The organism is Kitasatospora sp. NPDC008050, from assembly GCF_042957465.1.
In the GTDB taxonomy this organism is placed as follows: domain Bacteria; phylum Actinomycetota; class Actinomycetes; order Streptomycetales; family Streptomycetaceae; genus Kitasatospora.
The window spans coordinates 709,937-723,527 of record NZ_JBIBIJ010000001.1 but is presented as its reverse complement, the minus strand read 5'-3'; the positions used below and the strand labels follow the sequence as shown (position 1 = coordinate 723,527).

General features: G+C 72.8%; 13 protein-coding genes and 3 tRNA genes. 13 read left to right on the top strand and 3 right to left on the bottom strand.

Annotated elements, in window-relative coordinates; translation table 11 throughout:
- Nucleotides 1-42: 42 nt before the first annotated feature.
- The 3 genes from ACFZB9_RS03145 to ACFZB9_RS03135 all read left to right on the top strand — a co-directional run bounded on the left by ACFZB9_RS03145 (nt 43) and on the right by ACFZB9_RS03135 (nt 3,355).
- On the top strand, nt 43-636 hold the full coding sequence (locus ACFZB9_RS03145) for a hypothetical protein (protein ID WP_391443228.1): 594 nt from the start codon (nt 43-45) through the stop codon (nt 634-636).
- 169 nt (nt 637-805) lie between these two features.
- Nucleotides 806-1,807, top strand: coding sequence for a hypothetical protein (locus ACFZB9_RS03140; protein ID WP_391443227.1), 1,002 nt, complete (start codon nt 806-808; stop codon nt 1,805-1,807).
- Nucleotides 1,808-1,915: 108 nt separating this feature from the next.
- The gene (locus tag ACFZB9_RS03135; protein ID WP_391443226.1) at nt 1,916-3,355 is read left to right on the top strand and encodes a DUF2079 domain-containing protein; all 1,440 of its coding nucleotides are present in this window, start codon (nt 1,916-1,918) and stop codon (nt 3,353-3,355) included.
- Between the two features lie 6 nt (nt 3,356-3,361).
- Here ACFZB9_RS03135 and ACFZB9_RS03130 read toward each other — a convergent pair whose 3' ends face one another.
- A complete protein-coding gene (locus tag ACFZB9_RS03130) occupies nt 3,362-4,444 on the bottom strand; it encodes a M48 family metallopeptidase (protein WP_391443224.1) in 1,083 nt (360 codons plus the stop codon).
- 231 nt (nt 4,445-4,675) lie between these two features.
- Here ACFZB9_RS03130 and ACFZB9_RS03125 point away from each other — a divergent pair, with 231 nt between their 5' ends.
- The 8 genes from ACFZB9_RS03125 (at nt 4,676) to ACFZB9_RS03090 (ending at nt 9,291) form a co-directional block, all read left to right on the top strand.
- Complete coding sequence (locus ACFZB9_RS03125) at nt 4,676-4,819, top strand: hypothetical protein (RefSeq protein ID WP_327069226.1); 144 nt, start codon at nt 4,676-4,678, stop codon at nt 4,817-4,819.
- A 159-nt stretch (nt 4,820-4,978) separates the two neighbouring features.
- The gene (locus ACFZB9_RS03120; RefSeq protein ID WP_391443222.1) at nt 4,979-5,125 is read left to right on the top strand and encodes a hypothetical protein; all 147 of its coding nucleotides are present in this window, start codon (nt 4,979-4,981) and stop codon (nt 5,123-5,125) included.
- 129 nt (nt 5,126-5,254) lie between these two features.
- A complete protein-coding gene (gene nadD / locus ACFZB9_RS03115; RefSeq protein WP_391443221.1) occupies nt 5,255-5,878 on the top strand; it encodes a nicotinate-nucleotide adenylyltransferase in 624 nt (207 codons plus the stop codon).
- A 27-nt stretch (nt 5,879-5,905) separates the two neighbouring features.
- Nucleotides 5,906-7,738: an LCP family protein gene (locus tag ACFZB9_RS03110; RefSeq protein WP_391443219.1), complete on the top strand. Its 1,833-nt coding sequence runs from the start codon at nt 5,906-5,908 to the stop codon at nt 7,736-7,738.
- Between the two features lie 104 nt (nt 7,739-7,842).
- On the top strand, nt 7,843-8,301 hold the full coding sequence (rsfS, locus tag ACFZB9_RS03105; RefSeq protein ID WP_391443218.1) for a ribosome silencing factor: 459 nt from the start codon (nt 7,843-7,845) through the stop codon (nt 8,299-8,301).
- Nucleotides 8,298-8,945, top strand: a complete 648-nt coding sequence (locus ACFZB9_RS03100) for a histidine phosphatase family protein (protein ID WP_391443325.1) — start codon at nt 8,298-8,300, stop codon at nt 8,943-8,945. The genes rsfS and ACFZB9_RS03100 overlap by 4 nt, the downstream gene beginning before the upstream one ends.
- A gap of 163 nt (nt 8,946-9,108) precedes the next feature.
- Nucleotides 9,109-9,181 (top strand) — tRNA-Ala (locus tag ACFZB9_RS03095).
- A 37-nt stretch (nt 9,182-9,218) separates the two neighbouring features.
- A tRNA-Ala gene (locus ACFZB9_RS03090) sits at nt 9,219-9,291 on the top strand.
- A gap of 62 nt (nt 9,292-9,353) precedes the next feature.
- Here ACFZB9_RS03090 and ACFZB9_RS03085 read toward each other — a convergent pair.
- A complete protein-coding gene (locus ACFZB9_RS03085) occupies nt 9,354-10,277 on the bottom strand; it encodes a helix-turn-helix transcriptional regulator (RefSeq protein WP_391443216.1) in 924 nt (307 codons plus the stop codon).
- Nucleotides 10,278-10,379: 102 nt separating this feature from the next.
- Between ACFZB9_RS03085 and ACFZB9_RS03080 the strand changes: the two genes are divergently transcribed.
- Nucleotides 10,380-11,903 carry an MFS transporter gene (locus ACFZB9_RS03080; RefSeq protein WP_391443215.1) on the top strand — a complete coding sequence of 508 codons (1,524 nt, stop codon included), beginning with the start codon at nt 10,380-10,382 and terminating at the stop codon, nt 11,901-11,903.
- A 171-nt stretch (nt 11,904-12,074) separates the two neighbouring features.
- Nucleotides 12,075-12,147: transfer RNA gene (locus tag ACFZB9_RS03075), tRNA-Ala, on the top strand.
- Between the two features lie 89 nt (nt 12,148-12,236).
- Here ACFZB9_RS03075 and ACFZB9_RS03070 read toward each other — a convergent pair.
- The gene (locus ACFZB9_RS03070) at nt 12,237-13,508 is read right to left on the bottom strand and encodes an MFS transporter (protein WP_391443214.1); all 1,272 of its coding nucleotides are present in this window, start codon (nt 13,506-13,508) and stop codon (nt 12,237-12,239) included.
- Nucleotides 13,509-13,591 lie beyond the last annotated feature (83 nt).

Genomic DNA, 13,591 nt, shown 5'->3' with positions numbered 1-13,591 from the left:
GGAGCCACAGACAAATCGCGCGCCCGGTAATACGCTGATTCCGTGGCTGAGGATCTGGGGGGCTCGCCGTATTCCGACGGCGCCGACCACGGTGGAACGGACGACGAGTTCGCCACCGTGGTCCTTGACGAGGCCTTCGTCAGATCCGCCGCCGTGCACGAGCCCACCGCCCGGGAGCGGCAGCTGGCGGCCGCCGAGGCGCGCAGCGAGCCCGAGCCGGGCGGCGCGGGCCGCGGCACCGACTACGCCGCCGACCGCTACGACGGTCTCCCGCTGGAGCTGCGCCCGCACCCGCTGGGCCTGGAGGACGACCGGATCTACACCGATCCCTGGGTCGGTTCCAACCGGGGCCCCGGACGCCGCCGGGCGGTGCGCTGGCCCGGCTACGGCCCGCGGGCCGGTTCCCGGGGCCAGATCGCGCAGCAGCGCTGGCACCGGCCGCTGGCCTGGGTGCTGGTGATCGTGATGGGCGTCAGCTTGGTGGCCGTCGCCGTCGCGGCGGTCTACCGGGGCACCGGCCAGGCGCCGGTGCGGCGGCCCGAGGTCGGCACCAACCGGTCGGCGACCCAGGCACCGCCCACCACCGGAGCCGGCGCGCCGCCGAGCGCGGCGGCGATCCCGCTGCCGGCCGGCTGACCTCTCACGTCGGCGGGCCGTCGCAGGTCACCGCTCGGACACGTTGCGTTCCCGGGCCTCGTAACGGGCCTGCCGAGCGCTCTACCCTTGAGTCATGGGTGACCCGGGTGAGCCTCCGGAGGGTGCGCCCGAGGGCGGTTCCGGAAGCGATGACGAATACCGATCCGTCGTGTTCGACGAGTCCTTCGTCAGGGCTGCCCGGATCACCGAACTCTCGGCCGAGGAGCGCCTGAACGGTGGCGCCGCGAACGCGATCCGGCGTCGGCTCGGCCAGGGCCCGTTCGGCTCGCTGCCGCGCCAGGCGCTGACCTTGCTGTTGCTTCTGCTGCTGGCCTTCACCGCCGCCGTCTACTTCGGCATCAGCTCGCCGCAGCGCGAGACGGGTGGCGGCCCGAGCGCCGAGCTGACCACCGAGCTCACCGTGCTCACCCCGGCCGCGGGCATCGTCGCAGCGGCCGACCCGAGCAGCCCGTTCGGCTACCTCGCGGCCACGACGGGCTATGCGGACGGCAGCGCGGGCTTCGGCCTGCCTGCCGCCGGCAGCTCCACCGCGCACTTCGGCCAGGCCCAGGTCAGCGCGGCGGTGGACACCGTCCGGCGCTACCTGGAGGCCTCCGAACTGTCCCCGGCGGTGCTGGTGCAGGGGGAGACGACGCCGGTGCGCGCGCTGCTGGCGCCCACCGAGCAGAGCCAGTTCGACCAGAGCCTGACCGCCCCCAGCGACGACCAGCACCATGCGGCGACCGGCTGGATGGTGCGCTTCGACCCGATGCGCACCGCCCTGGCCACGGACACCGTCAAGGTGGCCGGCGCGGTCCGGGTGACCGAGCTGGACAGCGGCACCCTGGAACTCAGCAGCGACCACACGCTGGTCTACGCGGTGCGTCCGGCCGGCGCGGAGAACAGCGGGCCGGTCAGCCTCTACACGGTCCGCCGCGAGCTGCGCTTCGACCTGAGCCGCACCGACATCGCGGCCCGCCAGATCACCCTGGTCGACTCGGTGGAGCAGGCCGGGCCGAGCTCCTGCGGGGCGGGGCAGGCGGAGTTCCTGCAGCCGCTGCCGGTCGGCAACGCGGGCACCGGCACCGCAGGACCCGCGGCCATCGATCCGGCCGATCACTCCGTCCCGGCCTGGCAGAGCTGTGCGGTCATGGCCGCGCCGAAGAGCTAGCCCCGGCCGTTCCGGGCGCACTGTCCGAACCGTCCCGTTTGTCCCAACTGAACGAATCCTCAGCTCCGTTCAGGAATCCCTCAGCGGCGCTTTCCTAGCGTCGCCAAGGTGACCACCTTTCAGCTGACGCCCCGCCCGTCCGCCGTGCGGACCGCCCCGTTCACGCGCGACCGGCGCTCCGTGCGCGGCGAACGGCTGCTCCCGTGGCTGGTCGCCCTCCCGGTCACGCTCTTCCAGCTGGCGCTCGCCGTCCCGCGGCAGTGGCGGATGGAGAGCGCCGGGTTCGACCTCGGGATCTTCGAGCAGGTGGTCCGGGCCTACGCGAGCCTGCACGCGCCGGTGGTCACCCTCAAGGGCACCGGCTACAGCCAGCTCGGCGACCACTTCAGCCCGCTGCTCGCGGTGCTGGCCCCGGTCTACCGGGTGTTCCCGACCCCGGTCACCCTGCTGGTCGTCCAGGCCCTGCTGCTCGGGCTCTCGGTGGTGCCGGTCACCGCGCTGGCCCAGCTGGTGCTCGGCCGGCGGCAGGCGGTGGCCGTCGGGCTGGCCTACGGACTCTCGTGGGGCCTCTGGCAGTTGGACCAGTTCGACTTCCACGAGGTGGCGCTGGCGGTGCCGCTGATCGCCTGGTCGGTGGCCGCGCTGGCCCGTGGACGGTGGCGGGCTGCGGTCTGCTGGGGGCTGCCGCTGATGCTGGTCAAGGAGGACCAGGGACTGGTGCTGGCCGGGATCGGCGCCCTGGTGTTCCTGCTCGGTCGCCGCCGGCTGCTCGGCGCGGCCACCGTGGCGGTGGCCGTGCTCGGCACCGCGCTGATCGTGCTGGTGCTGATCCCCGCCGCCAACCCGCACGGCATCTACGACTACGCGGCCAACGGGCGCTGGGACGGCGGCAACCCGCTGACCCGGCTGCTGCTGCCGATGGAGAAGTGGCACACGGTGGTCGTGCTGCTGCTGCCCACGCTCTTCCTGGCGCTGCGGTCGCCACTCGGCCTGCTGCTGGTGCTGCCACTGGCGGGCCGGTTCTGGACCCCGGCCCCGGTGTACTGGGAGGCCGCCCAGCAGTACAACGCGGTGCTGATGCCGATCCTCTTCCTGGCGATGGTGGACGGGCTGCGCCGGATCAAGGCCCGCGGCCCGGGGCGGGTGGCCGCTGGGCTGGCCGGCCTCGTGCCGGGCGCTGCGCTGGCGCTGGCGCTGCTGGCCGCGCCGACCCCCGACCTGTCCGGGCCCGGTCCGACGGTGGTCGCCATCCGCCAGACGCTGGCGGTGATCCCCGACGGTGCGTCGGTGGCCGCCAGCAACCTGCTGGACCCGCAGCTGACCGGGCGCTGCGAGGTCTCGCTCTTCCCCTACCTGACCTACCCGGGGCAGCAGGGCCCGGCCAACCGGCCGGTGGCCGACTGGGTGGCCGCCTTCGACCGGCCGAACGGCTTTCCCACGCCGCCGGCCCAGGAGCTGGACTCGATCGCCCAGCTGACCCGGGCCGGCTACCGGACCGTGGCGCGCGGCGGCGGCGTCACGGTCTACCACTGGGCGGGGACGGAGTAGCCCCGGTCAGTCCTGGTCGCGCGGCCCGTCCTGCGGGCCGCGGTCGCCGCCGCTGCGGGCCCCGGTGAAGGTGTCGCGCAGTTTGCCGCCCACCGTGCCGGCGCCGTCCGCGATGTCCCGCAGCAGGTTGAAGAGCGGGTCCTTGCTCTCCTTGATCGACTTGCCGTAGGAGTCGGCGGCCGCCCGCCACTGGTCGGCGACCGAGGCGTCCGGGTCGTCGGAGCGGCGCGGGTAGGCGCCGGCCAGGATCGAGCGGTACTCCTCGCTCTCCGACCACTGCTTGAGCTTGGCCACCCGCACCACCGCGAACGGGTGGGTCTGCGGCAGCACCTGGAGCAGCTTCAGCACGCTGTCGCGCAGATCGCCGGCCTTCTCGTACTCCTCGGCCTGCTCCAGGAAAGCGTCCACGTTCATCTCGCCGAGGTTGTGGCCGCCGGCCAGCTTCATCAGGCCGCGCATCGCGGCCTGCGGGTCCTGGCCGGCCAGCAGGCCGGCCCGGTCGCAGGAGATCTCGGCCTTGCGGAACCACTCCTTGAGCGCGGTGATCAGCGCCATGATCGCCAGGTTGCCCAGCGGGATCCAGCCGACCCGGGTGGCCAGGTTGGTGAGGATGAGCAGCATCGTGCGGTAGACCGCGTGGCCGGACATCGCGTGCCCGACCTCGTGGCCGATCACCGCCCGCAGCTCCTCCTCGTCCAGCAGCTCCACCAGGCCGGAGGTCACCACGATCACCGGGGTCTCCATCCCGATGCACATCGCGTTGACGTTGGGGTCCTGCGTCACGTACAGGTCGGGCACCTGCTCCAGGTCCAGCACGTAGGCCGCGTCCCGGACCATGCTGAACAGCTCGGGGTACTGGCGCTCGGAGGTCTTCACCGCGGTGGCCAGGAACATCAGCCGCACGCTGCGCTCGGAGACCAGGCCGGCCAGCTTCCTCAGGACGTCGTCGAAGCCGGAGAGCTTGCGCAGTGCGACCAGGGCGGAGCGGTCGGCCGGGTGCTCCCAGGCGCGGGTGGAGATGTCGGGAAAGCGCCGGCGACGACGGCTGGGGGAGCCCGGGGTGCCGCTGGGCTGGGTGGAATCGGTCATGTGCTGAGTACCTCCTGCTCGACGCCGGTCCCGGCGGTGCGCCGGCCCCCGCTGCTTCGACTGCTGAACGCCTGCGTGCGCGTACTCGTCCCCGGCTCAGCGTACGACGGCGGCGCGACATCGCCGTGGGGGTGGTGCGCGGTGTCCCGAAGGACCGGGTCTAGGCTGGCTTCCCGATTTGTCACCACCGTTTCGCCACCACTCTCTCCACTCTTTTCAAGGAGTCCGCCGATGTCTCACGCCGACCTGGTGAACCTGGCCGCGATCTCCAACGGCCCTGGCCCGGGGCTCTTCCTGCGCCTGATCGTGCTGGGCTCCATGGTCGGCGTGTGCCTGCTCGCCTGGATCCTGGTCCGGGCCGGCCGCAACAACTGATCCCCGGCCACCACTGCCCGGACGCCTCACCTGCAGTCAGACGCGGGGAGCCGCCGCGCGGTTGCGTACCCGGGCCCCGTACGATGACCCCGCGGGCCGCCCCGGCTCGCCGGGACCCGCGTCCTGGCCCCCCACCGAGTCGAGAAGGCCCTGCCGATCATGACCTCACGCGCTCTGCCCGCCCTGACCAGCCTTGCCGAGGGCAGCAACCACCACAGCCTGAACCCGCTGCTCACCGGTGGCAGCGCGCTGTTCATCCTCTTCCTGATGCTCTTCGTGGTGACCCGCTTCAACCGGGACCGCTGAGTGGCGCATGCGCGCGATCAGACGCGTGCGATCAGAGGGAGCGCCCCGGGCGACGGGACGCTCCCTTCGGTGTAGGCCGACGAAGGTGGCGCAACCGGGCGCCGGACAGGTCGCGTAAGGTGTCTCGGCATGGGAGAGAGCAGGCCGACGGTGGAGCCCCGGCGGCGCGAGCGGCTCGGTGTGATGGGCGGTACCTTCGACCCGATCCACCACGGCCACCTGGTCGCGGCCAGTGAGGTGGCCAGCGCCTTCCACCTGGACGAGGTGATCTTCGTCCCGACCGGGCAGCCCTGGCAGAAGAGCGGCACGGCCGTCTCCTCGCCCGAGGACCGGTACCTGATGACGGTGATCGCCACCGCCGAGAACCCGCAGTTCTCGGTCAGCCGGATCGACATCGACCGAGGCGGCGCCACCTACACCGTCGACACCCTGCGCGAGCTGCGGGCCCAGCACCCGGACGCCGATCTCTTCTTCATCACCGGCGCCGACGCGCTGGCCCAGATCCTGTCCTGGCGCGACGCCGAGGAGCTCTTCGCGCTGGCCCACTTCATCGGCTGCACCCGGCCGGGGCACACGCTCAGCGATGCCGGGCTGCCGGCCGGCGGGGTCTCGCTGGTCGAGGTGCCGGCGCTGGCCATCTCCTCCACCGACTGTCGGCAGCGGGTCGCCAAGGGCGAGCCGGTCTGGTACCTCGTCCCCGACGGCGTGGTGCGCTACATCGACAAGCGAGCGCTCTACCTGGACGCGGGCTGAGCTTGCGGAAGACCTTGTGAGGACGGCGTGACCGGAACGGCAGACCACGGCGGGCCCGAGGACGGCGAGTGGTCCACGGGGCAGTACCCGCAGCAGGCGTACCCGTATGAGCAGCAGGCCCACCAGCAACAGGCCCACCAGCAACAGGGCTACGGCGGCGGGCAGCAGCAGTACGCCGGGTACGAGCAGCAGGGGTATGCCCAGCCGTACCAGGAGCAGGCCTACCAGCAGCAGGGCTACGAGCAGGCGCACCAGCCCCAGGGGTACAGCGGACAGCAGCCGTACGAGCCGTCGGTCTACCAGCAGCCGGGGTACGAGCAGCCGACGTACGAGCAGCAGGGCTACGCGCAGCAGGGGTACGCGCAGCCGTACCAGGAGCAGGCCTACCAGCAGCCGTACCAGCCGCAGGCTCCCGTCCCGCAGGCCCCCGCCGCGCCGGCGCCGGTTCCGCCGGCCCCCGGCGCTCCGGTCCGGGCGGCCGCGCCGCCGCGGCCGCGCCCCCGCCCGGCGGCCGCCGCGCCCAGTGCCGTCGCCGTGGCCCCCGAGGCGCCCTCGGAGCAGGTCGGCGGTCGCCGCAACGTCGCCAAGCCGGCCCGTGACAGCGACCAGGACCCGTACCAGACGGGCGAGTTCACCTTCGTCGATGAGCAGGCGGAGGAGACCGAGGACGTCATCGACTGGCTCAAGTTCGCCGAGTCGCGCACCGAGCGCCGGGACGAGCGCCGCCGCAAGCTGCGCACCCGGCTGATCGGTGGCGCGGTCGCGCTGGCCCTGGTGGCCGGTGGCACGGTGGGCTACCTCTTCTACACGGGCGCGCTGGGCAACTCCCAGTCGGTGGCCGCGGCGGTCGGCGCGCGCAACGTGGTCGTGGTCCACATGCGCGACCTGCAGGGCAAGGTGAGCAGTGCGTTGCTGATCAACGACGCGGCCGGGCACAAGGGCTCGATCCTGCTGATGTCGGACACCCTGCAGCTGCCCACCGGCGGCGACACCCCCACCACCCAGCTCGGCGCCGCGATGGACTCGGTCGGACCGGCCGCCACCCGGGACGCGCTCAGCAACCTGCTCGGCGCCCCGGTGGCCGGCACCTGGCGGCTGGACACCCCCTACCTCCAGCTGCTGGTCTCCCAGCTGGGCGGCATCAAGGTGGACACCAACGCGCAGCTCACCGGCCCGGACGGCAAGACGCTGGTCGAGCAGGGCAGCCAGCGCACGCTGACCGGGCAGGCCGCGGTGGCCTACGCCACCTACCAGGCGTCGGGCGAGAGCCGCGACGCCCAGCTGGCCCGGTTCGGCCAGGTGCTCTCGGCGGTGATCGCCGCGATGCCCACCACGCTCCCGGAGGCCACCGACGACGTGCATCGGATGGGCGCGGTGCTCGACCCCTCGCTGCCGGAGAAGGCGCTGGCGGGCCTGCTGGTCGAGCTGTCCCAGCAGGCGGGGGCGGGGCACCTCGCCACCACCGTGCTGCCGGTCCAGCCGGACGGCACGCTCGACCAGGGCAAGGCGGGTCCGGTGGTCAAGGACGTGCTCGGCGGCACCGTGCACACCGCGGCCGCCACCGGCGGCCCGGCCCGGGTCAGCATCGTGGACGCCACCGGCAGCGGCGGCAGCACGGCCCAGGCCGCCCAGATCCAGGTGGTCGACGCCGGTCTGAACTTCGTCCCCGGTGGCGCCACCGCGCCCAGCCCGCAGGCCACCAGTGAGATCGACTACACCGACGACGGCCGAGCGCAGGCCGCCCAGTCGCTGGCCACCAGCCTGGGCCTGCCGGCCTCGGCGGTGAAGAAGGTCGGCACCGCGCAGACCGCGGACATCGTGGTGGTGCTGGGCAAGGACTACCAGCCGCCCAAGCAGTAGGCGCAACTCGCCGCCTGGCCCCGGTCGGAAAACTCCGACCGGGGCGCTCGTGCTGGCGTGAGATCCTGGATGAGGAAATTCATGTCATCGACCGGAAGAACACCGTGACCGCAACCGAACGCTCGCAGGAACTGATCACCGTCGCCGCCCAGGCGGCGGCCGACAAGCTCGCACAGAATGTGATCGCCTTCGACGTCAGCGACGTCCTGTCGATCACCGACGCCTTCCTGATCGCCTCGGCGGCCAACGACCGCCAGGTCAAGGCGATCGCGGAGGAGATCGAGGAGGCGCTGCGCGAGAAGCTGGACGTCAAGCCGGTGCGCCGCGAGGGCGAGCGCGAGGGCCGCTGGATCCTGCTCGACTACCTGGACATCGTGGTCCACGTCCAGCACTCCGAGGAGCGCTCCTTCTACTCGCTGGACCGCCTCTGGAAGGACTGCCCGGAGCTGCCGCTGCCCGCGGACGCGATGGCCACCCGCAACCGCCCGGAGGACGCCGACACCGACGAGGCGGGCAACGCCGTCGCCCCCGCCGGTGAGTACTTCATCCAGGACTTCAGCTGACCGGCCGCGCGGGGGGACCGCGGATCGTCTTCTGGCGGCACGGCCAGACCTCCTGGAACCTGGAGTCCCGGTTCCAGGGCAGCACCGACATTCCGCTCACCGAGGCCGGCCTGGACCAGGCCAGGCGGGCGGCCCGGCTGCTCGCCGGCCTGCGCCCCGACCTGCTGATCTCCTCCGACCTGCAGCGGGCCGTGGCCACCGCGGCCGAGCTGTCCCGGGTCACCGGGCTGGACGTGCAGCTGCACGAGGGCCTGCGGGAGACCTACGCCGGCAGCTGGCAGGGCCTGACCCATGCCGAGATCCGCGAGCGCTATCCCGAGGAGTACGCGGCCTTCGGGCGCGGCGAGGCGGTGCGGCGCGGTGGCGGCGAACTGAGCACCGAGGTCGCCGACCGCGCGGTCCCGCCGGTGCTGGCGGCCTTCGAGAAGCTGCCCGACGACGGCACCCTGGTGGTGGTCAGCCACGGCGGCACCATCCGCACCATGCTCGGCCGGCTGCTGGGCCTGGACCCGAGCCAGTGGGAGTGCTTCGGCGGGCTGTCCAACTGCTCCTGGTCGGTGCTGGGGCCGGGCGCCCGCGGCTGGCGGCTGCTGGAGCACAACGCGGGGTCGCTGCCGGAGCCGGTGATCGGCGACGACACCTGAACCCGCCGCGACCGGTCGCGGCGGTGGAGCGTCCGTGGGAGGGCGGTCCGCCGGACGGTGGGGGACGGCGGGATTTCGTCATTCCGGGTCTGACCAGCTAGAGTCTTCCTCGTTCGCAGGAGAGAACGCGGCCCGCAAGGGAAGCGGGGGATCCTGGGAGTGCGGGGCTGTAGCTCAGTTGGTAGAGCGCTTGCATGGCATGCAAGAGGTCCGGGGTTCAATTCCCCGTAGCTCCACTCCGCACCAGCGGTCCGCGAGGGCCGTGCGTGTCGCGGGGCTGTAGCTCAGTTGGTAGAGCGCTTGCATGGCATGCAAGAGGTCCGGGGTTCAATTCCCCGTAGCTCCACAAACCGCCCAAGGGCCGGTACCTCCAGGTACCGGCCCTTTCGCGTGCCGCGCGCCAGGCGCTCAGTGGCTGTGATCGGTGACCGGGGCGTCGGGGTTGGCGGTGATCCAGGCCATCCGCTCGTGATCGATCGGGCGCTCGGGGGTGTAGGCCACCAGGTACAGCTCCGGATGGCCCGGCATGGTCAGGTAGGCGGCCTGGACCCGGATCTCGCCCACCGCGGCGTGCCGGAACACCTTCAGCGTGGTGGTGGGCGGTGCCACCTGCTGGGTCGCCCACAGCTCACGGAACCGGGAGCTGGTCGCGCACAGCTCGCGCACCCATCGCTCCCAGGCCGGCTCGCCGACGTGCGAGGCGTAGGCGGCGCGCATCACCCCGACCATCCGGGGCAGTTCCTCGTCGCGGTTGACGAACGGGTTGCAGCAGTCGGGCACGGTCAGGGCGCACCACATCGAGTTGCGCTTGCCGTGCGGTGCCACGGACCGGGTGGCGCCGGGGAAGAGCGCGTCGTAGCCGGCGTTGTAGGCCAGCAGGTCGTAGCAGCGGTTGCTGATCGCGGCGGGCATCGGGGCCAGCGCGTCCAGGATCTTCTGCATCGCGGGGTCGATGACGGGGCAGGACGCGCCCCCGGCGTCGTCCGCGGACAGTCCGGCCAGGCGGTACAGGTGGGCGCGCTGCACGTCGTCGAGCAGCAGCGCCCGGGCGATGGCCGACAGCACCTGTTCGCTGGCGTTGATCGGGCGCCCCTGCTCCAGCCACGTGTACCAGGTGACCCCGACGCCGGCGAGCTGCGCCACCTCCTCACGGCGCAGCCCCGGGGTGCGGCGGCGCAGGCCGGGCGGCAGGCCGACGTCCCCCGGTGCGACCCGGGCCCGGCAAGCCTTGAGGAAGGCCGCCAACTCGGTGCGGCGGGCCTGCGCCTGGCCGGTGCCGGTCGTCGGGCCGGGGGTGGCGGCGGTCACGGGAGGGCTGTCGAGCACGGTCATGCCCCTATCCTGACGCAGCACCGGGGGCCGTGGGGGGTAGCGCTGGTACCAGGATCAGCAGGCTCTAACCACCAGTATCAGCACCCCGGCAGGCTGGTTCCCATGACGGACCTTCAGCTCGCCGGACCAGCCCCGACCTCCCGACCAGCACCGACCCCCCGACCAGCACCGACCTCCCGACCGGCCCGGGCCCACGGCCCGGGGACGCAGCCCCCCGAGCAGGCGGGCAGGGCGGCCCGCGACCGCTCGGGCCTGCTCCTCGCCCTCATCCTGACCGGCCAGTTCATGGCGGTGCTGGACGTGGCGATCGTCAACGTCGCGGTCCCGACCATCCGGCTCGACCTGCACGCCTCCGGCGCCGGCCTGCAACTGGTGATCGCCGGCTACACCATCGCGTACGCGGTGCTGCTGATCACCGGTGCCCGGCTGGGGGCCCGGTTCGGTCACCGGCCGCTCTTCCAGGCCGGTCTGGCCGTCTTCACCGCCGGTTCGCTGGCCTGCGGCCTGGCCCAGGACACCGGCAGCCTGATCGCCTTCCGGGTGCTCCAGGGGGTCGGGTCCGCGCTGATGGTGCCCCAGGTGATGAGCCTGATCCAGAAGACCTTCACCGGTGCGGCCCGGGCCCGGGCGCTCGGCATCTACACCGCTGTGCTGGCCGGTGCCACCGTGGTCGGCCAGATCCTGGGCGGGGTGCTGGTCGGCGCCGACCTCTTCGGCTCGGGCTGGCGGCCGGTCTTCCTGGTGAACGTGCCGATCGGCGTCCTGCTGCTGGTGGCCGGCCACTGGACGCTGCCCCGGCTGCCGGTGGACCGTGAGCGCCGCTTCGACCTGCTGGGTCTGGTGGTCCTGGCGCTGGCGATCGGGCTGCTGGTGGTGCCGCTGGTGCTCGGCCACGACCTCGGCTGGCCGCGGTGGACGTGGGCGGCGATGGCCGGTTCGGTCCTCGCTTTCGGGCTCTTCGTCCTGGTCGAGCGCCGGATCGCGGCGCGCGGTGGCCAGCCGCTGATCCACGGCCGGGTGCTGCGCTCGCCGGGGCTGCTGCCCGCCTCGGTCGGGATCTTCGTGGTCATGCTCAACTTCTCCGGCTTCATGTTCTCCTTCGCGCTGCACCTGCAGGCGGGCCTGGGTGACAGCCCGCTCCGCGCCGGTCTGCTGTTCGGTCCGATCGCGCTCGGTTTCGGGGTCTTCGGCCTGTACTGGCAGCGGTTGCCCGAGCGCCTGCACCCGTCGCTGCCGGTGGCCGCCCTGCTGGTGGTCGCGCTCGGCTACCTGGCGGTGGGCCAGCTGATGCGCTCGGGTGGGCAGTTGGGCATCGCCACCGCGGTGCTGCTGGTGGTGGGGGCGGCCTCGGGCTGCGCCTACAGCCCGCTCTTCGCCCGGGCGCTCAGCCGGGTGGCGCCCGCGGACGCGCCGGACGCCAGCGGTGTGCTGGTGACGATGGTCCAACTCGGGCAGGTGGTCGGGGTCTCCCTGGTCGGGACGGTCTTCCTCAGCTCGGTGCACTACCCGGCGTCGGCCGCCGTCTCCGGCCGCGCGCTGGCCGTCACCACCGCCGTGCTGGCGGTCTCCTCGGTGGTGGCGGCGGGCTTCGCCTCGCGCACCCGCCGTGCGGCGACCCTCGGCTGAGCCCGCGCCGGGCCCCGGCGCACGGTCCGTCCCGTCCCTTCCGTCCCGCCCCGACCTCCTCGGGGCGGGGCGGGGAACGGATTCGTTAACCATCCCGTCGACCGTGTAAAGTAAGACGTGTCGCCGCGGGAGACCAGGGCGGCAAAAATATGCGCCACGAAAATCGCATACGGGGCTGTAGCTCAGTTGGTAGAGCGCTTGCATGGCATGCAAGAGGTCCGGGGTTCAATTCCCCGTAGCTCCACAGTGATCCGAGGGTCGCCTTCCACATCGGGAGGCGACCCTCGGGCGTTTCTGGTCACCGGTGCCGGGCTCCGGAACCGGGTGCCGGGCTCAGCAGCGCCGCGGCGACCGGGCGAACCTGGGCAGCAGCGCCGCCGCGACGGTGACGGTGCCGAGCACCAGGAAGGCCGTCCCGTAGGAGGACCGCGCGGCCAGCTCGGAGACCGCCAGCGGGCCGGCGATGCCCGCCAGGCTCCAGCCGATCAGCATCAGCCCGTACACCCCGCCCGCGTGGGTCAGCCCGAAGAACTCCGAGGCCATGGCCGGCATGGTGGCGAAGCCGCCGCCGAAGGAGAGGCAGACCAGCGCGGCCAGCGGGAGGAAGAGCCCGGGGGTGCTGACCTGGGAGAGCGCGATCAGGCAGATCCCCTGCGAGGCGAGCATCAGCATGAAGGCGCCGGTCAGCCCGGTGCGCCCCGACAGCCACGCCCACATCGGCCGGCCGACCGTGTTGAAGACCCCGAGCGCGCCGGTCACGGCGGCGGCCGCGGTCGGGCTCAGCCCGGTCAGGTTGCGGGCCGCCGGGGCCAGGACCGAGAGCATGCTGATCCCGGCCGCGGTGTTGAAGAAGAGGATCAGGGTCAGCAGGTACCACTGCCGGGTGCGCAGCGCCTGGGCCGGGCGGTAGTCACGGGCGGCGAGCGGACCCTGCTGGGCCGGGATGGCCAGGGGGCGCGGCGGATTGCGGAAGAAGGCCGCGCCGGTGAGCGTGGTCACCAGGAAGATCCCGCCGAGCACCAGCAGCGCCCGCGCGGGGTCGGCCGCGAAGTGCGCCACCAGCAGCCGGGCGAGCGGCGCGCTGAGCACCGATCCCAGGCCGAAGCCACCCGCGGCGACGGCCGCCGCGAGCGCCCGGTGCCCGGGGAACCAGCGCTGCAGCAGGGTGGTCGGCACGATGTAGCCGAGCCCGAGGCCCACTCCGCTCACCACGCCGTAGCCCAGCAGCACCAGCCAGAAGTCGGCCCGGCCGTGGGCGCAGCCCGCCAGCAGCAGGCCGCCGGAGTAGAGCAGGCCGGCCAGCAGCGCGATCCCGCGTGGCGGCCGCTTGCTCATCAGCAGCCCGCCCAGCACGGTGCCCAGGAAGACGAGCGCGTGCGCGGTGGCGAACGGCAGCCCGGCCTCGCCGCGGCCGAGCGCGAAGCTGCTGTCCGGATTCTGCAGCCCGGCCGACAGGATGCTCCAGGAGTAGATGGCCCCGTAGGCCAGCTGATTGAGCACCACGGCGGCGGCCACCAGGCCCCGGCGGCGGCCGATCCGCCGTCGGCGCCTGGGCGGGGCGGCCCCGTCGAGACCGGGGTGGGGGATCAGGATGGCTGACTGCACGGGGATCACCGTTCTTCTCATGGCACTCTTCTCATCTCCCGGCCGCGTGACGGGCAGCCGAGCACGCGGACGCCGGGTTCCGG